Below are 20464 nucleotides of genomic sequence, written 5' to 3'. Positions count from 1 at the left end.
CAGACTGACGAGGGTTTCAGCGAGAGCAGGCTCGTCTCTGCCGGGATTGTGCCATTTGACTCCTCTCTCTGGCCCGGATACTGTCTCGCCACATTGTGAAAAGACCTTCATGACGGAGTTGACCACCATGTATTGGATAGCATTCGGAGACGTGCACGAAAGCACAGATGTGCTCGATTCCATACCGGGACTGGCTGGAGCGGAAGGCGTGATTATTACCGGTGATCTGACCAACGTGGGCACCCGTGAAGTCGCGGATCGGGTTCTCGGTCGCATTAGCGCCATGAATCCGCGGATTCTGGCTCAGCCCGGAAATATGGATACCGAGGCGGTCCAATCGTATTTGAAGGAGCGGGATATCGATATTCACTTGCGGGTTCGGGAAATAGCCCCGGACCTCGGCTTGATGGGGGTCGGGCTCTCCTCCCCTACGCCTTTCGGCACGCCCGGTGAGGTCGAAGAATCTGTTCTTGGCAAGTGGCTTGAGGAGACATACCTCCAGGCCAAGACATTCAAGCAACTCATTGTGGCAATCCACGAGCCTCCCTATGGAACCAGGCTTGATATGCTGGGCAACGGGCAACACGTCGGGAGTCGACTGGTCCGTGACTTTATCGAAAGAGTGCAGCCCGCAGCTGTTGTCACCGGACATATCCATGAGTCCGTGGGGTGTGACCATATTGGTCGAACCCCGGTCTTCAACCCTGGCATGCTGGCCGGTGGCAGGTATGTCCGTCTTGAATATCGGGAATGTCTCCTGACTGCCACCCTGATGAGTGTCTGATGTCGAAAATAGGTTTTATATGGGTCGGAAAGCTCAAAGAAAAACATTCCGTGGATGGGTGCGCGCATTACTGGAAAAAACTGTCCCGTTTTTTCAAGCTAGAAGAATCCATCGTCAAGGATGCGCCGGGCAAGCTCCCCCCGCCAGACAAGAGTCGAAAGGAAGGGGAGGGTATTCTCGCCAAAGTGAGCAAGGGGGATATCATCATCATTCTTGATGAATTTGGCGAAAATATGACCTCGCGCACGTTGGCCAAGCGTCTTCGGACCTGGACAGATGCTCCCAATCAACGGCCGGTTTTTGTTATTGGTGGCCCCTTTGGCCTGTCCGATGAGGTCAAATCGGCGGCACGGCACTCCATCCGCCTCAGCGACATGACTTTGCCGCATGAATTGGCGCGTCTCGTATTGCTGGAGCAATTGTACCGTGCCGGGACCATTCATAAGAACATGCCGTATCATCACGATTAGGAGAAAATAGATGCTGGATATCGATTACCTGAAGCGCGTGGCGCATTATTTTGAGAGTGGAGACTGTCAATTCGAATTTGAAAACGGCGAGGAAGCCCGTCGTCTGGAGATTATTGATTTTCTCGAACACCTGATGGAGCTGGGTGAACAAGCCGATGAAATGGCAACCAAACTCATTTTCAAGGAAGCCTATGCTTCAATGACCAATGAAGCGGGTGTCGCTGATGCCGATGCTGAGAATGCTCCCACTGAGATTCCTTCCTAGATTTCGACCTGACTTTGGCTCGACTTTGCTCCCCTGCCGAGTCGTGCTAGGAGAGGCCACCCGACAACGGGACGCTTTCGTTGCCGGAAACTCAAATGGGCCTTGGTCCAGGAGAATGCCATGAGCACTGACGAGACTAAAGATTTTCTCGACTCCCTCCCCGAACTGGAGGAAGGAAAGACATACCAATTCAAATGTTACCCAGGCATTGAATGTTTCAATGCCTGTTGCAGCGACCTTGATCTGGTTCTGACTCCCTACGATATTCTGCGCATGAGGAGTGCCACCTCGAAAAACAGCATCGATTTTCTGCGCATCTATACCTACGGACACCGTGCACCGGATAGTAATTTCCCGGTTTTCAAGTTTCGCATGACAGACAGCGCGGCCCAGACCTGCCCCTTTGTCACCAAGCAGGGATGCTCCATCTACGCTGATCGTCCTGGAGCTTGCCGCATGTACCCTCTTGGCCGTGCCACCCGACCGGATGGCAACGGCGGCGTCAAAGAGCAATTCTTCATTGTCAAGGAAGACCATTGCTGCGGGTTCAAGGAACAGGATGAATGGACCGGTGTCAGTTGGAAAAAAGATCAGGGCTTTCAAGAATATACTGCCAGTAACGATCGGTATATGAATATCCTCGCCCGCATCAAGGAGGGAGGGCGTCCTGTTTCCGATAAGATGAGCCATCTGGCGACTCTCGCCCTGTACAAAGTAGATGAGTTTCAGCGTTTTATCGTCAAGATGCGCCTCTTTGAGCGTGTCGATATTGACGAAAAACGACAGAAAGCAATCCTTGAAGATGAATTTGTCGCCTTATCTTTTGCCATGGACTGGTTCGAGCTGATGCTCTTCCACGACACAACCAAGCTCAAACCAAAAGGAGTCACACCCCGTGGGCCTTCCTGCCAATCCTAAACTCATGAGTATCCGTACCTTCCTGAAACGGAAGGCGGAATTGATGCCTGGGCATAAATTGGTCTTTACCAATGGATGTTTCGATGTGCTCCATCCCGGACACGTGGACTTGCTTTCCCGTGCCCGTTCCCTTGGCGATTCCCTTATTCTCGGTCTCAATTCTGATGAGTCCGTCAAGATGCTGGGCAAGGGGGATGACCGTCCTGTGAATCCGCAAGAGGAGAGGGCTTTTGTTCTCGCTGGTTTGGAGTGCGTGGATTACATTGTGATCTTTCACGAATCCACTCCTCTTGAGCTGATCAAGGCTGCCCGTCCCGATGTGCTTGTCAAAGGCGGAGACTGGGCCGTGGATCAGATCGTTGGCAATGATGTGGTTACCAAGGCTGGTGGCGAAGTTCACAGCCTGCCGCTTTTGGAAGGATACTCGACGACCGGGTTCCTGGAGAAAATCAGGACCAGTTAAAGAGTCTTTCGGCCCAGAGCCGGAGTCATTCTCACACTGTAGTAAAACGGCGCACTCCTACCGCAAGGAGTGTGCCGTTTTGATTTCGAATGGAAAAAGAAAATCAGCTTTTTCTCCCCGGTGTGAGTCCCTTCGGGATCAACATAGGCTTCCCGCTTCTCAAAAAATCCGTGACGGCTTTGGTATCGACAATTTCTCGAATGTGTTCATCCTGCTGTGCCAGCCTGAGCAGAATTTTCGCAGCAGACCTGGGGCCAGCATGAAAGAAACGGAGTATTTCACGACGCGTCTGGTATAAATATCAGTCAAAATAGCAATAGGTTTCAGCCAGACTTTTCGGGGTCGTTTATCTAGGCGTTAACGTTGGAGTCGAAAATTTCCCAGGTCTTGAGGAAGGTCGCGTCGAAGGTTCTGTTCTCGACATGGGTCCTGGCCTTTTTCCCCATGTATTCGATGCGTTCTGGGGTATCTATCATGTAGACGATGGCTCGAAGCAGCGCGTCGACATCATCAGCGGGAAAGATCAGTCCGGTTTCGTTCGGCAAGACATTTTCGCACGGACCGCCCTTGTCAGTGACGATTACGGGCAGGCCTGAAGCCTGGGCTTCGAGGACCACATTACCGAAAGTGTCCGTGGCTGAAGGGAAGACGAAAAGGTCCGCGCTGGCATAAGCTTGGGCGAGGGCATCCCCTTTCAGGACTCCGGTGAATGTGACGGGGGTCCCTTTGAGAATTCGTCGCATTTCAGAAAGGTATGGGCCGTCTCCGACAACAATTAATTGAAGACCTTCACGTATCTTGGAGACCTTGGAAAAAGCATCGGCCAGGGCATCAAGGCCCTTTTCCTGTGAGATGCGGCCAACATAGAGAAGTTTGGTGCGGCTTTGAATTTGAAACTGGGTATAGAAGCCGTTTCGTCTGGTGGGATGGAATCGTTCGGTATCAACTCCCCGGGGGTAGGTTACGATTTTTTCCGGGTCGATACCTCGGTCCGAGAGTTCGAATTTGGTGGCCTCGCTGGGGGCGTAAATCACCTGCATTTGGTCATAAAACCAACTCATGTACCGCCAGCAGCCGTCTTCGAGAGTGGCATCTTCGGTAAAAGCGCCCACGTATTCGGGAAAAGCGGTATGATACGTGCCGTGGAAAGGAAGCTTGAGGATTTTAGAGATGGCGAGGGCTGCGAGTCCGACCGGGCCGGGAGTTGCCGCGAGAATGCAGTCGTATTCCTGCTCGAAACAATGGGTGAGCATATTGAGGAATGGCGGATATGCCAGAATTATCTCGGGATATTCCGGGATGGAGAAACGTCCGACCGGGGCAAAGCTGACAGCGCCGGGGACATCTGCCTTGGCACCACAGGTGATGACGGTCATATCTTTGCCGTGGCGGGCCACCATTTCGAGTTGTTGGCGAATCGTGCGGGCCACGCCGTTTATTTCATCGAAAGTATCCGTGAAGTGAGCGATCTTGAGGTCTTGCCCCCCGTTATCCCTGGGCTTGCTGCGAAAGCGAGCCAGGCAATCACGAGAGAACTTGCGCTCGCTGGAAAAGAGGTCATAGCCCACGAAGTAGGGAACGAGGAGTGCATAGAGGGAGCCAGCCGAGCCGATGGAATGAAAGACATCAAAGAGGTTGGCCCCGAGCAGGGAATTGAGCGTTCGATCCGCAAACTGGGAGAGAACCCTGTTTGCGGCAAGAGAAACAAAGCGAGACCATTCCCGCTCAAGCACAAGGACGTCAGTGATCTTGCCCTGGGCGATACGCATCAGGTCAGGGTCGTTGATAATGATTGTGCCCGCTTCTTTGAGCAGCATCTGCTGCACTGAATCTGTGGGGCCGTATTCTCGGTGCAGTGTTGATTTTCCCCGTCCGATGAGGCGGAGAAAGCGATCTACTATGGAACTGGTTTCTGTCTTTTCTCCGCAAGGCTCAAGGACGTTTCGGGCAAATCGGAAGCAGATATGCTCGCTTGCGGCGTGGCTCATGGCACCAATTCGTGAGCGATAAAACTGGTAGGCGATGCCGTAGAGGTTATGGGCCATGGTTCGCGGCGTGGCCGCAGAGCCTCCGGGACGGCAGGTATGGGCCTTAATGCCTGACAGGACGTTCTCCAGTGACGGCGAGCCTGTGAATGTGCTGTACATCCGGGCGATGTTGAGTGAGCTGTGATCGTCGGAACCGCCCATAATCCCTTTGACCCATGGGCGATCTCCATGCGGGCGTAAGTCATGCATGTTTGCCAGGCGTTCCATGTCCACGGGGGTGAGTCGGGTGAGGATATCTCGCAGCACCTGATTCTGCCGGGCATCTCGTGTGCCATTCTCCTCGAATATCTCAAAAAGGAGAAGCGCCCGCTCGAAGTGGGCGGGCGTCAATCTGTCATTGACCGCGAAGAGCGGGTGCGCCAGGGCGTGGACAATGCCCTGACTCCGCAGATAGGGTACTAGTTCGAAAACATTGTCTCGGTATTTTTGAATTTCTGCATGTTGGATTTCATCAATGGCATACGCCAGGACGTGAAGCTTGCATCGGTCTTCCGGGAAATAGGTGGTGATTTCCTCACTGATGAAGGTTCCGGGGAGATGGGCTATTTCCAGAGCGCCTTGAATGGTGTTGTGGTCGGTTATGGTCACCAGGTCCATGCCGCGCTTCCGGGCAATGGCATACAGTTCGGTCGGCTCCGTAAAACTTTCAGGACAGCCGATCTTCTGAAGTATCCATTGGGATGGTCGCGTGGAAAACTTCGAGTGGACGTGCATGTCCACTTTGAACCGTGATTCAGCCATTATATACCCCACAATCAGGTTTTGGGTGAGCGATTAATGCGAGAGACCGTCTTCCAGGGCGGATTGGCATGAGACACACAATCGGGCAGAAGGATTTGCCTTCAAACGGGCTAATCCGATCTCCTCGCTGCACTCTTCACATGTTCCGTAGTCGGTCTCGTGCAACCGCTTGAGGGCGTTTTCCAATTCTCTCATGCGTGTCATGCGGCGATGCAACATGGCGACGTTGACACCCTGCTGGGCGAGTTGAGATGCGAAGTCGGTTTCATCCGGGCAGTTCTCCACAACAAGGCTTTCACCCACCCATTGTGTGCTCAGGGAATCAAGCCCTTGCATAAGGTGGGATTTGATTTCTCGGCGTTGCGTTTCTGTCATGATTACTCCTCTCAGAGATGTTGGTTTTCACATTCCTCCATCTATCGGGATTTGTGCCGGGGAGAATGGCGCTCCGGTTACGAATGATTGACAATTCCGTCATGTAGTCGGGGAATTAGCCATGGACGAAGAGGAGAAAGCTGGATATCCTTCCTAGATGAAATGGATATTTATTTTTCTGGCGTTGCTGGCCGGGGCAGCCCTGCCGCTTCAGGCAGGAATTAATTTGCGGTTGCGCTATGCGCTTAACGATCCGGTCATGGCCGCTTTTGTTTCCTTTGCCGTGGGGACTGTTGCGCTGGGAATGTTCGGTTTTCTGACACGGCCCGTGCCGTCGCTGTCCATGGTCGGGAGCGCGCCTTTATGGTCGTGGACCGGTGGTGCCTTGGGTGCCTTCTTCGTGTGCATCACTATTGTGTTGGCGGGTAAGCTCGGGGCCACGACGTCAATGGCCTGGTTGCTGACCGGCCAATTCCTTGCCGCGCTGGTCCTGGATCATTTTGGTCTGGTCAGCTTTGATATTCACCCGATCTCATGGCCTAGACTGGTGGGGATCGGCCTGCTCATCGCGGGGGCCGTGCTGGTCAATAAATATTGATTTCCGCGAACCGTGTAGGCTTTTTTCTTTACTTGCCGGATGCCTGTAGTGAAGATTTGAATGCGTAATTATGTGAAGAGTATGATTGAGAGTTGAAGACATGACAATGACGAAAGACCTTGGTGTTATCTGCCGGATGATTAAGATCGAACATTCTGTGTTCGCCCTCCCTTTTGCCTTCATAGGCGCGTTTCTGGCCGCTGATGGTTGGCCTGGTCTGTTCAATCTGGTGGTTCTGACCATTGCCATGGTCGCGGTCAGGTCCTTTGCCATGGCTTTCAACCGGTATGCCGATCTGGACATAGACCGGGAAAATCCTCGGACGCAGGATCGGCCGCTGGTGACAGGGGAGTTGTCCACATCCTTTACACTGCTTTTCATTCTCGGCACCGCCGCCGTTTTTGTCATTATGTGTGCCCTCATGAATCCTTTGTGTCTGTTTTTGTCGCCGTTGGCTCTGGCTTTGTCGGCATTCTACAGTTATTGCAAACGCTTCACCTATTGGTGTCATTTTGTGCTTGGCATGGTTCTCGGCCTGGCTCCCTTGGCAGGTTGGCTCTGTGTCGCCCCTGTTATTTCCCTGCCTGCGGTACTGCTTTTTTGTGGTGTCACCTTATGGGTCGCGGGGTTCGACCTGTTGTATGCCTGCCAGGATGCCGCTTTTGACAAGGAAAGAGGGCTTTGGTCCATCCCTGCCCGATTGGGCATCCCTTCTGCGCTCGCTATTTCCACATTGAGCCATGTTGTGGCTGCCGTCTTGTTCATGCTGGCTGGCTGGGCTGCTGGCCTTGATTGGGTGTACTTTCTGATCGCCGGGTGTGTGGGATTGGTTCTCATGGGCGAACATCAGATGGTCAAACCTGACGATATGAGCCGAGTCAATGTGGCCTTCTTTACCCTGAATGGTGTGATTGCCGTTGTGCTTTTCTTCGGTGTTTTGATCGATATCGTTTTTGCCGGTTGATTCTTTCCCTTGTGTGCTTCGGGGACGGCCGGGGTAACGATTCGATGGTGGTGTGTTGCTGTCCGCTTTTTGAATTGGGCCTTTTGTGATACGGTTTTCAGATGGAACAGAAGCTGGAAGTTGCAATACGTTTTCTGACAGGCTGGTTGAATACCAATGTCCTGACAGTGAGTACCGGTGTTCAGTGGGCCTGTGTTGCCGGGACTTTTCTGCTGGCCGCAGCCATATGGGGCGGTCTGGGGCGGCGCTTTTCGCAGTGGGTGGCGGAGAACGTTTCCAATGTTTTGGCTGGAGCGATCCTGAGAGCTTTGATCGGCCTGGGCAATGTGGTTGGCTTCCTGATTCTGGTGCAGGTCTGTGTTGCCGTTTTTCATTCCCTTGGAGAAAGTCCTCGCGTTCTTGAAGCAGCGAGTAACCTTGCCGTTGCCTGGATCATTATTCGATTGTTGACCAGTATCATGCCCAATCGTGCCCTTGCTAAAGGGGTCGAAGTCTCTGTCTGGGGCGTGGCCGCATTGAGTGTGTTCGGACTTCTGGAGCCGATCACGACTTTTCTGGAAGGGTTGAGCTTTTCGGTGGGTGAGGCGTCCTTCAATGCGCTTGGGGCCATCAAGGGATTGGCAATGGCGGCTCTGCTTTTGCAGATAGCCTCTCTTGCATCCCGGTTCACCGTGCATCGGATCGAAACCATCAAGGGGTTGACTCCTTCCCTGCGGGTGCTGATGGGGAAAGCCGTTCGAGTTGCCCTGTATACGGCAGCCATTCTTTTCGCCATGTCCAGTGTCGGGATTGATCTTACCAGTCTCGCCATTTTCTCCAGCGCCCTTGGCGTTGGTATTGGTTTTGGTCTCAAGACCATATTTTCCAATTATGTCGCTGGAATAATTCTTCTTATGGACAATTCCATCAAACCTGGCGACACCATCGAGGTCGGGACCGTTTATGGTGTGGTGCGCGCCATGCAGGGGCGATACGCCTCGGTGCTGACCCGTGATGGCAAGGAATATCTTATCCCCAACGAATTGTTGATTTCGGGCGAAGTCATCAACTGGACTTATTCCGATAGCAATGTACGGCTGAAAATTCCGGTGGGGATCGCATATGATTCGGATGTGGAGAAGGCGCTTGAGCTTTTGGGAGAATCCGTGAAATCGGTTCGCCGTGTCTTGAAGACCCCGACTCCGTCTCCTCAGCTTTCTGGCTTCGGCGACAGCTCCGTTGATTTGGAATTGCGGGTCTGGATTGCAGATGCCGACCAAGGCGTTGCCAATGTGCGCAGCGAAATTCTGCTCAATATTTGGAAACTTTTTCATGAAAATGACATTGAGTTCCCATTCCCGCAGCGGGACGTGCTGCTCAAGGCGGATTCAAAACTGGCCGTGACTCTTGATAGGGATGGGGACTAGGATATGAGGGTAATAGCTTTTTTTTTTGCTGTTGTCGTCTTGTTGGCCCTTTGGGAGGGAATTTGGTGGCTGGGATTTGGTGTGTCGCCGCATAGCCCCTGGACCCTCGCAAAAGAGATCAGGCACACAACTCCTCCAGTCATCATCGACGTTCGAACCTCTGCTGAATTCGATTGGTTTCATATCCCCGGTGCGATCAATGTTGCCTATCCTGCCACACTTGCTGACCTGGCTCAGGTCTCTCCCGATCCCACTGTTCCGGTTGTTGTGGTCTGCATGACCGGACATCGTTCCCCCTTTGTTGTTCGGCAACTCGCGCAGAGCGGCTATACCGATGTTTCCAACCTCATCGGGGGCATGGTGGGTTGGAAGCTTTTTGGCGGGGAATCCGTCTCCGGTCATTGACCGGGCAGTGGTGGTGAATTACTCTTTGCAACAATGAGCGAATACATAGAGACACTTGATACCGGTCAATCCGTTGGCACGGTACAGCGGCAGGTCTTTACCTTTGGCGAAGCTGGTGTCGGCCTGGTCCTGGAAAGTGGCAGAACTCTGGCTCCGGTCAGTCTTGCCTATGAGACGTGCGGAACCTTGAACAAGGATGGATCCAATGCCATCCTGATCTGCCATGCCCTGACCGGGGATTCTCATGTGGCCGGAGTGTACCGAGAGGATGACCCCAAGCCCGGATGGTGGGAGATCATGATCGGGCCGGGCAAACCTATTGATACAAATCGATATTTCGTTATTTGTTCCAATGTGATCGGGGGATGCATGGGGTCCACCGGACCAACCTGTGCCAATCCGAGAACCGGAAAGCCATATGGTGCGGAATTTCCCGTGGTTACTATCGGCGATATGGTGCGCTGCCAGCGGCGCTTGGTCGAGTCCCTTGGCATAGATCGCCTGCTGGCCGTGATCGGCGGCTCCGTGGGAGGGATGCAAGTGCTGGAATGGTCTGTCCGCTACCCGGAAAAGGTTTGCGCGGCCGTGCCATTGGCGACAACGACCAAACATTCGGCTCAAGCTATCGCTTTCAATGAAGTGGCCCGACAGGCAATCATGGCCGACCCCAAATGGAACGGGGGCGATTATTACGAATCCGGGCGTCCCGAGCATGGATTGGCTGTGGCCCGTATGGTCGGGCATATCACCTATCTTTCGGATGAATCCATGCGGCATAAATTTGATCGCCGCTTGCAGGACCGGTGTGAACTTTCTTTTGACTTCGAGGCCGACTTTCAGGTGGAGAGCTATCTGCGGTATCAGGGAAACAAGTTCGTGGATCGGTTCGATGCCAATTCTTTTCTCTACCTAACCAAGGCTGCCGATTATTTCAATCTGGAAAATCAGTATGGAGATGGTTCCCTGGTGGCGGCCTTTTCGCGTGCTCAAGGTCGGTTTCTCGTGGTCTCCTTCACTTCGGACTGGCTCTATCCGACGTATCAATCCAAGACCATGGTCAAAGCTATGAAGAAGAACGGTCTGGACGTCAGTTTCTGCGAAATCGAAGCCCCTTGGGGACATGATGCTTTTCTTTTACCCAATGACAGATTGAATGCACTCATCGGTGGATTCCTCGACAGGGTCTCGGCCGAGTGTCTCTCGGGAGGTGATGATGCGGTTTGATCTTCAGGTCATAGCCTCGTGGATAGAGCCCGGAGCCAAGGTACTTGACCTCGGATGTCGCTCCGGGTCGTTGCTTGACCATCTTCGAAAAACAAAAAAGACCCGTGGTACTGGTATCGAGAGAGACGAGGATGCCGCTGGCGAGGCCATCGCCAAGGGGTTATCCGTGATTCACGGCGATATTTACGAAGAGATCGAGGACTATCCGAACAATACTTTCGATTATGTCATTCTCTCCCAGACATTGCAGCAGGTTCATGATCCGGCGGAATTGATCCGGGAGATGCTCCGTGTCGGAACACGGTGCATTGTTTCTTTCCCGAACTTTACGCACATCAAAAACCGCTTTCAGATGTTTTTTACCGGACGTGCTCCAGTCTCCAAAGAGCTGCCGTACGAATGGTTCAACTCCCCGAATATTCATGTTATTCCCATCGCTGATTTTCGTCGATTTTGCGATGGACTGGGGGTTCCCATTGTCAAGGAAGTGGCCATTGCCACGCATCACCATGACACCAAGGGGCGAATCATCACTTTTCGACCGAATTTATTTGCGACTTTTGGTATTTTTATGCTTGGGCAGGCCGATGGAAGCCAAAAATGATGACGGTTGGATTTTTGAAGTGATTCGTGTAGTTTTTTGGGTTGTCAATATCGAGTTCATATCATTGTTTAGACGCGATCGGGGTATCTCATGAGCAGGATTTTCGTGGCCGGGGCTTCCGGCAATATAGGGGCGGCCTTGCTGGCCGCATTGCATGTGTCTCAGGCCGAAGTGGTTGCCGGAGTCCATGACCCCGACAAGGCCAAGGCGCTGAAGGAGCTGGATGTCGATGCCCGGTTGTTCGATTTTCAGGACCCTGATTCTCTGGCTCGGGCCATGGAAGGGTGTCAGCGCATGTTTTTAGTCCTGCCCATGGTCGAAACCATGACTCGATTCGGGCATCTGGCTGTTCAGGCAGCCAAGCAGGTGGGGATCGAATATATCGTCCGGTCTTCCGGGTATGCGGCTTCGTCCGATGCCCATTGGCGGCTGGGGCGGGAGCACGGCATGGTTGATCAGTTCGTGGAGGATTCCGGTATTCCCTTCACCATTTTGAGGCCCAATACTTTCATGCAGAATTTTGCCTCGCGTATGGCAGGTATGGTCCGTTCCGGGGTCCTGGCACTGCCCGAGGAGGCCGCCTGTGTTAGTTATATCGATGTGCGTGATGTCGCTGCTTGCGCCGCTGCCCTGCTGCTTGACCCTGGAGAACACGAGAATCGGTCATATGCTTTGACCGGCCCGGAAGGGCTTTCTGGTGCAGAAGTTGCTGACAGGATTGGAAAAGCTGTGGGACAGGACATACTCTATCAACCGATCAGCGAAGAAGAATTTATCAAAATTCAGACCGAATGCGGTCTTGGAGAGTGGCAACGCTCCATGCTGGTCAGCCTCAGTCGGGTGGTCAAGCTGGGCATGATGGGTAATGTCACCAAGGCCGTGGAGCATCTGACCGGCACTCCGGCCAGAGCTTTCGAGACCTTTGCCGCTGAAAATGTCACAGCCTGGAAATAGGGTTGTGGCATCACTCTGCGCGCGCGAGCGGCTGCTTCTTGCCATCAAGGATGTGGCCGCCGGAAATTATTCCAATGAGATTCTTGAGTTGACAGGTCCTGAGTATCCTGAGGATATTCGGGAGCTTGCCGAGGCCGTGGGCCTGATGATGGTCAAGATCGAAGCCAGGGAAGATCATCTGGAGCGGCTTCTGGAAACCATCAAATTCAATTCCCTGAACACCGTGACAGCAGTCGCCTGCGCTCTGGGTGCGCGCGATGCCTATACCGAGGGCCATGGTGAGCGCGTCGGAGCCTATGCTGAACGGCTTGCCCGCAGGCTTGGTCTGTCCGAGACCGAGACCGAACACATTCGTACCGCCGGTATTCTGCATGATATCGGGAAAATAGGATTTAGCGATCATGTCTTTTCGGGAGAGGATTCCAGCATGAACCAGCAGATGTTGCTGGAAATTCGCAGCCACCCTCAATGGGGGTATGACATTCTCAAGGACCTGAACTTTCTCGGCCCCGCGTTGGATTATGTGTATTGTCACCACGAGCGCATGGATGGGAAGGGATACCCTCGCGGGCTGACCGCATCGGAAATACCTCTTGGCGGGCGCATCCTCGCCGTGGTGGATTGTTTTGATGCCATGACCACCAACCGCCCGTACCAGAAAGGGAAAACTCCTCAAGAGGCTTTTTCCATTCTTGGGAGCCTTGCGGACACGGCTCTGGATTCCGATCTGGTGGACCTGTTTATTGACGAAATAGAATCCGGTGGCATGGAAGAATAATGTCGCATCGGTAATGTCACACAGATTCTCATTGACTTTTGGGCTGGCAGTCTTACTTTCTCTTCCTTGGAGCGAAATAGAATATGAAGATATGTGCCATTCTCTGCCTTGCGGTAATCGCCGCGCTCATCCCTCACGAAGCCTTGGCCTGGGGGCCGGGGGTGCACCTCGCTCTGGGAAATTCTGTTTTGGCGAATTTGTACAGCCTGCCTCCTCTGGTAGCTGAACTGCTGGCTCAGCATAGAAACGCCTATCTTTACGGCTGTCTTTCCGCTGATATTTTCATCGGGAAGGGAACCAATTTCAAACCGGGGCATAGCCACAACTGGGTGACTGGCTTCAAATTGTTGAAATCCGCCGGTGATCCTCGGGTCATGTCCTACGCGTATGGCTACCTAACGCACCTTGCCGCTGATGTGGTCGCTCACAATTATTATGTTCCCAATTCCCTCTGGACCATGCCTTCGGGGGGAAAGATATCTCACGTCTATGTCGAGGCCCAGGCAGACCGTCCGTTCAAGGAAGAGCGGGAATCCGCCCTGGCCTTGTTCAGAAGGCCCAACAGGGATACTGATGGGACGTTACTTTCCGCCATGGACCGAAAGCGGCTTCCATTTCTGCTCAAGAAACAGATAGTCAAGGGGAGCCTGCATCTGACAGGCAGTCGTGAATGGGGATATTCTCTGCGGTTGGCAGACCGGATTCTTCCGTGGCCCCTGCCTGACAGTCAGTTAAATGCCATGTTTACACTTTCCCAGAATCTTGTTTTTGATTTTTTGTCCGATCCCATGGCCAGCATTGCTGTTTCTTTCGACCCTATTGGGTCCAGAAATCTGCGCCTGGTTCGTGAGATGCGTACGACACGACGTCGTCGGCAGGGGCAGGACGGTCTGTTATTCCCACCACATCCTGGGCTTGAAGCTTTGCCTGTTGCATTCAGTTCCCGTACGGACCAAGCCGCAGCCACGGTCAACGGGTAACACTTTCAAGTCCTTTTTATCGCCTCCCTGATTTTTATTCTCCACTTTGCGGTTTATATGCTCTCTTTCGTGGAGCAGCTTCAGCAGTGCTTTTCTTGATCATGAGAAGTCATTTGGCGAATTCTATTTTTTGTTATTATATGCATAATTCTTTGATTTGAAGGCCGCTTTTGATATGGAGACAGAGAGTCTCCTCATTCCGGGTGCTCGAAAAAAAGAATAATGCATATGCCACGACGTATTGTTTACATCCTCCCGCTTCTTCTCGGAATCAGTCTGTTCGGAGCGCTCGTTATCGGTATTTACGCCGAGCAGGAACGTCATGCTCAAAAGGTGCGGTTGGAAGTCTTTTATAAGCTCTCAACTTTGCAGGGCAGTTTTGAAAGCGGCCTGAATACACGTCTGCAATTGGCCGAGGCTATTTGTTCTCTGGTCATGCTGGAACCGAATCTGGACCAACAGGTGTTTTCTTCTTTTGTCCGAGGGCTGCTGATCAATGTCAGCGGCGTGCGGAGTCTCGAGTTGGCCAAGGATAATGTCACCAGTCATCAGTTCCCCATGAACCGTGGTTCGTCTCCTCTCGGGATGACTCTGTTGGAAGACTCTCCTTCGGATATACAGGAATTGGTACGGCGGGCAATGCGAACCCGGCAGCGGCAGATTATGCCTCCCACGGCGACAGGGCAGGGGGAGGATGTGATCGTCGCGGCAACACCTGTTCTTCTTCCCGGTGGCGAGGCGGCTGCGCCCCGAATTTACTGGGGCGTCATTCTCATGCGTATTGATGCTAATGCATTGTACCGGGAAGCTGGAATGGGCAGGCTTTCGGCTTCTCTGGATGTGGCGCTTCGTGATCCCGCCGGTTCTCAGGATGGGAATGGTATACTTTTCGGCCGAAGCGATGTCTTTATGATGCGTCCGGTGGTGATGAGCGTTCCGGTTCCCGGAGGGTATTGGCAGATGGCCGCAGTCCCGAATCCGGGATGGTCGGACTCTCCCAGGCTTGAGACCATCGCGATGGTTGGCGGTGGAGCCATCCTGGCAGTGTCGGGTTTGCTCTGGGCAACGCTTTATTTTTTGCTCAATGGTCTGTCTGAGCGCGAAAAATATCGTGATCTCATCCAGCGAGCCAAAAGTATCATCTTACGTCTTGATGTCACGGGGACCATCTCTTTTTGTAATGAATACGGTGAGCGGTTTTTCGGATATGCCCCTGGGGAATTGGTCGGAAAGCCCCTGGCCGGGACATTGACTCCGGAAAAGAACCTGGATGGTGAATCCATGAAACGGTTCATTTATCGGGTCCTCCAGAACCCTGCTGCGGATTTATTCAATGAAGCCATTCATACCCGCAAGACAGGAGAAATGGTTTGGGTTTCCTGGGCGAATGAGTCCGTGCTTGATCGGAATGGGATACTGGTTGAGCTGCTTTGCGTGGGCACGGATATTACTGATCGTAAGCTGATGGAAGAGGCTTTGAAGCAGAGTGAACGACAGTATCGCATGCTTGCCGATAACGTTACGGATGTGATTATGGGGTTGGATGCTGAAGGGCGATATACGTATGTCAGCCCATCAGATCAGGCTTTGCGTGGCTTTGGACGGCGTGATGTGCTGAGTCTGCCAATGGAAGATTTCTTGACTCCCATGTCAGGACGCATCTTTGCGGAAGGCATGATGACACTGGTTGGCAAGGCTGAAGGACATAAGCGAGCACCATCCCCATCCCCATCCCTGACTCTGGATTTGGAATTCCTGTGCGCGGACGATACCACGGTCTGGTTGGAAACGCGGTTCGGTATGCTGCTCAATGACACAGGTGAACTGATCGGTTTTCAGGGAGTCGGGCGTGATATTACCGACAGAAAGCGGATGGAAGCTCTGCGTGATGATGTGGAGCGGATGGCCCGGCATGACCTCAAGACACCGCTCGGTGCTGTTGTCGGGCTGCCCGGAGAGATCCGTCGGGTGGGTGACCTCAGCCCGGTACAGGAAACCATGCTGTCCACCATAGAAAATGCAGGGGAAACCATGCTGCAACTCATCAACCGATCCTTGGATTTATTCAAGATGGAATCGGGAGCTTACGTATTGCAAAAGACCTCTGTGGACGTACTGAGTGTGTTGGAGTGCATTCAGAATGAGACCAGGACAATTGTTCGGGCAAAAGGTATCAGTATTGGAAAAGAGGTGCTTGATAATCCCGGTGCCGATGTTTTCTACCTGACAGCTGAGGAACCCTTGTTCCGGTCAATGCTTTCGAATCTCCTGTTGAATGCATTGCAGGCCTCCCCACCCGGTGGGTCGGTCACGGTTCGGCTGTGGCAGGCAGAGATGGTTTTTATTGCCATCAGGAACAAGGGAGAAGTTCCGGATGATATTCGAGAAGTCTTTTTCGACAAATACTCAAGCGCCGGGAGTGAAGGCGGCTCTGGTCTCGGTACTTATTCAGCCCGTTTGGTGGCAAGGACCCATGGTGGCGAGATCACTTTGGATACCAGTGTGCCAGGGGAGACGACCATCACAGTTTCTCTCCCTGTGTCAGCTGCTGCTGTCGAGGGGGAGCCTGAAGCAGATTAAGGGAGTCTTTCCCATCTGGCTTGTGGAGATGCCCCAGTCGTCGGAAAAAGAGAAAGCCCTTTCTCTGTGAAAGGGCTTTCTCTTTTTCCGACCGGGAATGCTTGATTAATCTTCGAGTTTCTTCATGAGCCAGGCCATATTCTTACCCAGTACTTCCATGGTTTCCATACCCTCTGCATCTTCAAGGACTTCTCCCTTTTCTCGGCCGACACAGAGATTCCAGTATCGGGATCCGGGAACCATCATTTGTTCGATGAAGAAAAATGAGTTCAGCGCGTTGAAGGCTTGCATGGCTCCGCCGCGACGTTTGACAACAATGCCTGCTCCGGCTTTGCGGGCGTACATGTAATCATTGGCAATACCGACCATGCCAGCTCGGTCTATGAGAGCCTTTATCTCGGGAGATATATTGGCAAAGTACGTGGGAGAGGCAAGGAGAATGCCATCAGCGCCGTCCATGGCAGCGATACATTCATTGACGAAATCATTTTTGACTGCGCAGAGTCGGTCCTTGTTTTCGAAGCATTTGTAGCAGGCGATACAGCCTTTCATGGTTTTTCCGGCCAGGTCGATGACCTCGACTTCAATGCCTTCGGCTTCCAGCTCGCTGGAAACCCGTTTGACCATCTCACTCGTGTTCCCGCCCTTTCGGGAGGAACCGTTGATAGCAACAACTTTCATGAATTTCTCCTAGTAGGTGTTATAGTGGACCCGGTCCTCGCGGTATCGGGTTGCTGATTGTGGGTGCTGGTTCGGCCAGCCCAGAGGGGCAAAACCCAAGGGGATGACTGACTCCGGGAGGTTAAAGAGTTTGGCAGTGGTCGCTACGCGATCTTCCATGGGATAAATTCCTGTCCAGACGGCACCAAGACCCAGAGCATGGGCTGCCAGGAGCATGTTCTGCATGGCGGCTGCGCAATCCTGTACCCAAAATCCGGGATATTTTTCCTTGGAGAGGTCTCCGCAGACGAGGATACCGAGTTGGGCACTGGCTGCCATTGTGACGTAGGGGTGGATTTTACTGGCCTTTTTGAGAAGGGCATTCTCAGTGACAACAACAAATTGCCAGGGCTGTGCATTCCCTGCGCTCGGTGCCATCATGGCAGCCTCCAGCAGAGAGTGGATCATTTCTTCAGGAATGGGCTTTTCCGTGTATTTACGGATGCTCCTGCGGCTGTTTATCAAGTCGAGGTGGGTCATGTCAGAGCTCCTTGATCACGTCTCCTTATCGAAGACTTGTTTACGTCTGTTTTCTTTTCTGCTAACAGTAGAAAAATATCAAGTACGCACATTTTTGTGCCATAGTTACCAGAAAGATACCAGTCGGCAAAACCTTTGGGTATTCTACCGGGCATGCGGTATTCGTATAGTATAATCCCATTATCGACGGAGTGATGTCATGAGTGATCCCTGCTCTTTGAAACTGTGCGGCGAAAAAAGATATTATTGCACGGTGGAGTTGACTCTCCAGGTGATTGGAGGGAAATGGAAGCCTATCATTATTTACAGGTTGGGCGACGATATGGTCCTTCGGTTCAGCGAAATCAAACGTTCTATTCCGAATATAACTCAGAAAATGCTGACACAACAGTTGCGGGAGCTTGAGAGTGACGGGATCGTGCATCGGGAGGTGTACGCTCAGGTTCCGCCCAAGGTGGAGTATTCGCTGACCGAACTTGGTAAAACTGTTGTCCCTGTCATTGATTCTCTGTGTGATTGGGGAGCTGAATATGAAGCCTGGAGACGGGAGCGCGAACCCCAGACTGCGGAAGCGTAACCTCGTCGATGGAGATATCGTTCTTTTTTCTTTCGTAGAATGCGAGGTTCAGGTATAAGATGGCTTATAACCCTAATCAGGACCGCTCATGCCAAGGGAAAAGACATATATCAATGGTCCGGGAAAAGTTCAGGAAATTCGGGAAGATCTTCGTCTCCGTTTTGATGCCCTGACCGGAACTCCCTCCCCCGATATCGAGACCCTCCGTGATCTTCATGCTCGTCTGGGGGAGTACCATACTGCCTTGGAAAACAGGGAAAGGTCTGCTCCGAGAACGGAAACTGCTTCGCCCGTCACCTGTGACTCTCTGGCGGATTCCGAGACTCGGCTGGATATTATTTTCGAAGCTGCCGAAGATGTGGCCTTCATCATCGCCGAGACAGATCAGGAGCGACGAATTCTAGAGTTCAGTGCCGGGGCACGGAATCTCTTCGAATATGAACGTTCGGAAATCATAGGGCAGTCCCTCGATATTCTTTGCGATACGGAGTTCGGCGCGTGTCCTATCGGCGAACGGGATAATGCCCGTCTGCGTATGTCGAGAAAATCCGGTGCGACGTTTCCCGCTCTCTATTCGGTGCATCCTCTTGCCGCTCATGGAGAACAGGCCACGGCGGCTCTGTTCATAATTTTTGACATCTCCCAGCGTGAAATGGCGGAAAGAATGGTTCGGGAGAGCTACGACCGCTATATGGCCTTGACCATGGCTTCTCCCATTTCCATCGTGACTTTCAATGCCAAGGGGATCGTGGATTTTGTCAATGAATGGCATATGAAGGTTCTGGATGAAGGCAAGACACAGCCGGAATTTTATATCGGAAGACGAATCAATGAATTGCCCGGTATTCCCCAGGCTGGAGTTGGAAGCAGAATTCTCAAGGTGCTGGAGGGGAAACGGGTTTCCTTGGAAGATGTTTATATTCCTGCTTTTGGCAGACATTCTGAAGCCTGGAACAACTTTCGACTTTCGCCATTGTCACAGAATGGAGAGGTCATTGGGGGGATTCTCATCCGTGAGGATGTCACCCGCCGCAAGCAGATTGAAATCGATCTCAAGTTGTTGATTGATAATTCTCCTATTCCTTTGCTCAGTGTGGAGTTGGTCGAGGGCCAGCATATTATTCGCTCTTTGAATCCTGCGGCTGTGTCCATGTTTGGTCCCTCCGCTCTCAATGAATGTGTTGATGAATTTGTGTCGGTGCTTGAAGAAGACGAAGACACGCTTAAAGGGATGGCAAGTGACCGGTGCGAGGTCAGGACCGTGGATGGACTCAGGCAGGCCATCCGCACTACGCATCAATCAAGTGGGCAGTTCGAAGTCCAGGCGGTTCAGGATGTGAGTGAGCTGATCAAGGCCAAGGAACTTGCCGAGGAAGTGAGCCGGGCCAAATCAGATTTTATGGCCAATATCAGTCACGAAATACGCACACCGCTCAATGTCTTGATAACCATGCTCAAGCTCTTCAGGGAGGAGGACCTGCACGGAGATGGGGTGGAGATGATCGAGCATGCCATGGACGCGGCCCAGACTCTCTTGGCCCTGCTCAATGATATTCTGGATTTTTCCGTGATCGAAGCAGGCACACTCGCTTTGGATCAGCAGGATTTCAATCTTGCCGAGATTGTCTCGCTGGTGGTCAAGCCGTATCAGGTGGAGGCTGAAAGTAAAGGCATTGCCCTGACCTATGAAATCGGTGAAAAAATTCCTGAGCGGTTGTGGGGAGATGGGCGACGTATCCGCCAAATCCTTTTTCACCTCACCGGAAACGCCGTGAAGTTTACGGACGAAGGAACCATACATATCCTCGCGAACTGGACGCCTTTGGAAAAGGCTGACGGACAGCAGGGAATAATGGAAATTTCGGTTTCAGATACAGGTATCGGCATGGACGCAGCCCAACTCAAGCAGAGTTTCGAGCCATTCAGACAAGTGGACGGTGCACGAAGCCGTCGCCATGGTGGTATCGGCATCGGTCTCTCGCTGGTGCAGGAATTCCTCACAGCCATGGGTGGTGAGCTTTTTGTCGACACGACGCCGGGAAAAGGGACGACCATTCGATTTACCGTCATGTCGGGGATTCCCGATGGACGTTTTCCTTATTCTGAATAGTGTTGGAAAAGAGAACCTTC

At 52.6% G+C, this 20464-nt stretch carries 21 protein-coding genes; 17 read left to right on the top strand and 4 right to left on the bottom strand.

Annotated features, from left to right (window positions below; genetic code table 11):
- The first annotated feature begins 127 nt into the window (after positions 1 to 127).
- The 5 genes from BN4_RS08970 to rfaE2 all read left to right on the top strand — a co-directional run bounded on the left by BN4_RS08970 (position 128) and on the right by rfaE2 (position 2900).
- A complete protein-coding gene (locus tag BN4_RS08970; RefSeq protein WP_015415067.1) occupies positions 128 to 784 on the top strand; it encodes a metallophosphoesterase family protein in 657 nt (218 codons plus the stop codon).
- Positions 784 to 1254, top strand: a complete 471-nt coding sequence (locus BN4_RS08965) for a 23S rRNA (pseudouridine(1915)-N(3))-methyltransferase RlmH (protein ID WP_015415066.1) — start codon at positions 784 to 786, stop codon at positions 1252 to 1254. Before BN4_RS08970 ends, BN4_RS08965 begins: the two co-directional genes overlap by 1 nt.
- 10 nt (positions 1255 to 1264) lie before the next feature.
- A complete protein-coding gene (locus BN4_RS08960) occupies positions 1265 to 1519 on the top strand; it encodes a hypothetical protein (RefSeq protein ID WP_015415065.1) in 255 nt (84 codons plus the stop codon).
- A 120-nt stretch (positions 1520 to 1639) separates the two neighbouring features.
- Entirely contained in the window at positions 1640 to 2437 is a 798-nt protein-coding gene (locus tag BN4_RS08955) for a YkgJ family cysteine cluster protein (RefSeq protein ID WP_015415064.1), read from the top strand.
- Positions 2415 to 2900 (top strand): D-glycero-beta-D-manno-heptose 1-phosphate adenylyltransferase, encoded by a 486-nt coding sequence (gene rfaE2, locus BN4_RS08950; RefSeq protein ID WP_015415063.1) that lies wholly within the window; start codon positions 2415 to 2417, stop codon positions 2898 to 2900. The genes BN4_RS08955 and rfaE2 overlap by 23 nt, the downstream gene beginning before the upstream one ends.
- A 350-nt stretch (positions 2901 to 3250) precedes the next feature.
- Here the strand turns inward: rfaE2 and BN4_RS08945 are convergent, their stop codons facing one another.
- Complete coding sequence (locus BN4_RS08945; protein ID WP_015415062.1) at positions 3251 to 5689, bottom strand: glycosyltransferase; 2439 nt, start codon at positions 5687 to 5689, stop codon at positions 3251 to 3253.
- Positions 5690 to 5722: 33 nt separating this feature from the next.
- On the bottom strand, positions 5723 to 6064 hold the full coding sequence (locus BN4_RS08940) for a TraR/DksA family transcriptional regulator (RefSeq protein ID WP_015415061.1): 342 nt from the start codon (positions 6062 to 6064) through the stop codon (positions 5723 to 5725).
- A 157-nt stretch (positions 6065 to 6221) separates the two neighbouring features.
- Between BN4_RS08940 and BN4_RS08935 the strand changes: the two genes are divergently transcribed.
- The 10 genes from BN4_RS08935 (at position 6222) to BN4_RS08890 (ending at position 16557) form a co-directional block, all read left to right on the top strand.
- Positions 6222 to 6662 (top strand): DMT family transporter, encoded by a 441-nt coding sequence (locus tag BN4_RS08935; protein ID WP_015415060.1) that lies wholly within the window; start codon positions 6222 to 6224, stop codon positions 6660 to 6662.
- 100 nt (positions 6663 to 6762) lie between these two features.
- Positions 6763 to 7626, top strand: coding sequence for a 4-hydroxybenzoate octaprenyltransferase (locus tag BN4_RS08930; protein WP_015415059.1), 864 nt, complete (start codon positions 6763 to 6765; stop codon positions 7624 to 7626).
- Between the two features lie 101 nt (positions 7627 to 7727).
- Positions 7728 to 9032, top strand: coding sequence for a mechanosensitive ion channel family protein (locus BN4_RS08925; protein ID WP_015415058.1), 1305 nt, complete (start codon positions 7728 to 7730; stop codon positions 9030 to 9032).
- Between the two features lie 3 nt (positions 9033 to 9035).
- Positions 9036 to 9437, top strand: coding sequence for a rhodanese-like domain-containing protein (locus tag BN4_RS08920; RefSeq protein ID WP_015415057.1), 402 nt, complete (start codon positions 9036 to 9038; stop codon positions 9435 to 9437).
- A gap of 33 nt (positions 9438 to 9470) precedes the next feature.
- The gene (gene metX / locus BN4_RS08915; protein WP_015415056.1) at positions 9471 to 10661 is read left to right on the top strand and encodes a homoserine O-acetyltransferase MetX; all 1191 of its coding nucleotides are present in this window, start codon (positions 9471 to 9473) and stop codon (positions 10659 to 10661) included.
- Positions 10651 to 11265, top strand: coding sequence for a methionine biosynthesis protein MetW (gene metW / locus BN4_RS08910; protein WP_015415055.1), 615 nt, complete (start codon positions 10651 to 10653; stop codon positions 11263 to 11265). Before metX ends, metW begins: the two co-directional genes overlap by 11 nt.
- Positions 11266 to 11355: 90 nt before the next feature.
- A complete protein-coding gene (locus BN4_RS08905) occupies positions 11356 to 12219 on the top strand; it encodes an NmrA family NAD(P)-binding protein (protein ID WP_015415054.1) in 864 nt (287 codons plus the stop codon).
- 4 nt (positions 12220 to 12223) lie between these two features.
- Entirely contained in the window at positions 12224 to 12997 is a 774-nt protein-coding gene (locus BN4_RS08900; protein ID WP_041720247.1) for an HD-GYP domain-containing protein, read from the top strand.
- Between the two features lie 83 nt (positions 12998 to 13080).
- The gene (locus BN4_RS08895; protein ID WP_015415052.1) at positions 13081 to 13977 is read left to right on the top strand and encodes a zinc dependent phospholipase C family protein; all 897 of its coding nucleotides are present in this window, start codon (positions 13081 to 13083) and stop codon (positions 13975 to 13977) included.
- 228 nt (positions 13978 to 14205) lie between these two features.
- Positions 14206 to 16557: a PAS domain S-box protein gene (locus BN4_RS08890; protein ID WP_015415051.1), complete on the top strand. Its 2352-nt coding sequence runs from the start codon at positions 14206 to 14208 to the stop codon at positions 16555 to 16557.
- A gap of 105 nt (positions 16558 to 16662) precedes the next feature.
- On the opposite strand, the gene BN4_RS08885 is transcribed toward BN4_RS08890, so the two are convergent.
- Together BN4_RS08885 and BN4_RS08880 are read right to left on the bottom strand one after the other, a co-directional pair.
- Complete coding sequence (locus BN4_RS08885; RefSeq protein ID WP_015415050.1) at positions 16663 to 17238, bottom strand: flavodoxin family protein; 576 nt, start codon at positions 17236 to 17238, stop codon at positions 16663 to 16665.
- A gap of 9 nt (positions 17239 to 17247) precedes the next feature.
- Positions 17248 to 17757 (bottom strand): nitroreductase family protein, encoded by a 510-nt coding sequence (locus BN4_RS08880; RefSeq protein ID WP_015415049.1) that lies wholly within the window; start codon positions 17755 to 17757, stop codon positions 17248 to 17250.
- 199 nt (positions 17758 to 17956) lie between these two features.
- Between BN4_RS08880 and BN4_RS08875 the strand changes: the two genes are divergently transcribed.
- Together BN4_RS08875 and BN4_RS08870 are read left to right on the top strand one after the other, a co-directional pair.
- Positions 17957 to 18334: a winged helix-turn-helix transcriptional regulator gene (locus BN4_RS08875; protein ID WP_015415047.1), complete on the top strand. Its 378-nt coding sequence runs from the start codon at positions 17957 to 17959 to the stop codon at positions 18332 to 18334.
- Between the two features lie 88 nt (positions 18335 to 18422).
- Positions 18423 to 20444, top strand: coding sequence for an ATP-binding protein (locus BN4_RS08870; protein WP_015415046.1), 2022 nt, complete (start codon positions 18423 to 18425; stop codon positions 20442 to 20444).
- The last annotated feature ends 20 nt before the right edge of the window (positions 20445 to 20464 follow it).

The sequence above is a fragment of the Pseudodesulfovibrio piezophilus C1TLV30 genome (assembly GCF_000341895.1).
Taxonomy (GTDB): domain Bacteria; phylum Desulfobacterota; class Desulfovibrionia; order Desulfovibrionales; family Desulfovibrionaceae; genus Pseudodesulfovibrio; species Pseudodesulfovibrio piezophilus.
The sequence above is the reverse complement of the archived record's forward strand: the minus strand, read 5'-3'. Positions and strand labels throughout refer to the sequence as shown.

What these genes read in the sequence shown, in the direction of transcription:
- BN4_RS08970 (WP_015415067.1), top strand. Translation starts at nt 128, where the DNA reads ATGTATTGGATAGCATTCGGAGACGTGCACGAAAGCACAGATGTGCTC.
- BN4_RS08965 (WP_015415066.1), top strand. Translation starts at nt 784, where the DNA reads ATGTCGAAAATAGGTTTTATATGGGTCGGAAAGCTCAAAGAAAAACAT.
- BN4_RS08960 (WP_015415065.1), top strand. Translation starts at nt 1,265, where the DNA reads ATGCTGGATATCGATTACCTGAAGCGCGTGGCGCATTATTTTGAGAGT.
- BN4_RS08955 (WP_015415064.1), top strand. Translation starts at nt 1,640, where the DNA reads ATGAGCACTGACGAGACTAAAGATTTTCTCGACTCCCTCCCCGAACTG.
- BN4_RS08945 (WP_015415062.1), bottom strand. Translation starts at nt 5,689, where the DNA reads ATGGCTGAATCACGGTTCAAAGTGGACATGCACGTCCACTCGAAGTTT.
- BN4_RS08940 (WP_015415061.1), bottom strand. Translation starts at nt 6,064, where the DNA reads ATGACAGAAACGCAACGCCGAGAAATCAAATCCCACCTTATGCAAGGG.
- BN4_RS08935 (WP_015415060.1), top strand. Translation starts at nt 6,222, where the DNA reads ATGAAATGGATATTTATTTTTCTGGCGTTGCTGGCCGGGGCAGCCCTG.
- BN4_RS08930 (WP_015415059.1), top strand. Translation starts at nt 6,763, where the DNA reads ATGACAATGACGAAAGACCTTGGTGTTATCTGCCGGATGATTAAGATC.
- BN4_RS08925 (WP_015415058.1), top strand. Translation starts at nt 7,728, where the DNA reads ATGGAACAGAAGCTGGAAGTTGCAATACGTTTTCTGACAGGCTGGTTG.
- BN4_RS08920 (WP_015415057.1), top strand. Translation starts at nt 9,036, where the DNA reads ATGAGGGTAATAGCTTTTTTTTTTGCTGTTGTCGTCTTGTTGGCCCTT.
- metX (WP_015415056.1), top strand. Translation starts at nt 9,471, where the DNA reads ATGAGCGAATACATAGAGACACTTGATACCGGTCAATCCGTTGGCACG.
- metW (WP_015415055.1), top strand. Translation starts at nt 10,651, where the DNA reads ATGCGGTTTGATCTTCAGGTCATAGCCTCGTGGATAGAGCCCGGAGCC.
- BN4_RS08905 (WP_015415054.1), top strand. Translation starts at nt 11,356, where the DNA reads ATGAGCAGGATTTTCGTGGCCGGGGCTTCCGGCAATATAGGGGCGGCC.
- BN4_RS08895 (WP_015415052.1), top strand. Translation starts at nt 13,081, where the DNA reads ATGAAGATATGTGCCATTCTCTGCCTTGCGGTAATCGCCGCGCTCATC.
- BN4_RS08890 (WP_015415051.1), top strand. Translation starts at nt 14,206, where the DNA reads ATGCCACGACGTATTGTTTACATCCTCCCGCTTCTTCTCGGAATCAGT.
- BN4_RS08885 (WP_015415050.1), bottom strand. Translation starts at nt 17,238, where the DNA reads ATGAAAGTTGTTGCTATCAACGGTTCCTCCCGAAAGGGCGGGAACACG.
- BN4_RS08880 (WP_015415049.1), bottom strand. Translation starts at nt 17,757, where the DNA reads ATGACCCACCTCGACTTGATAAACAGCCGCAGGAGCATCCGTAAATAC.
- BN4_RS08875 (WP_015415047.1), top strand. Translation starts at nt 17,957, where the DNA reads ATGAGTGATCCCTGCTCTTTGAAACTGTGCGGCGAAAAAAGATATTAT.
- BN4_RS08870 (WP_015415046.1), top strand. Translation starts at nt 18,423, where the DNA reads ATGCCAAGGGAAAAGACATATATCAATGGTCCGGGAAAAGTTCAGGAA.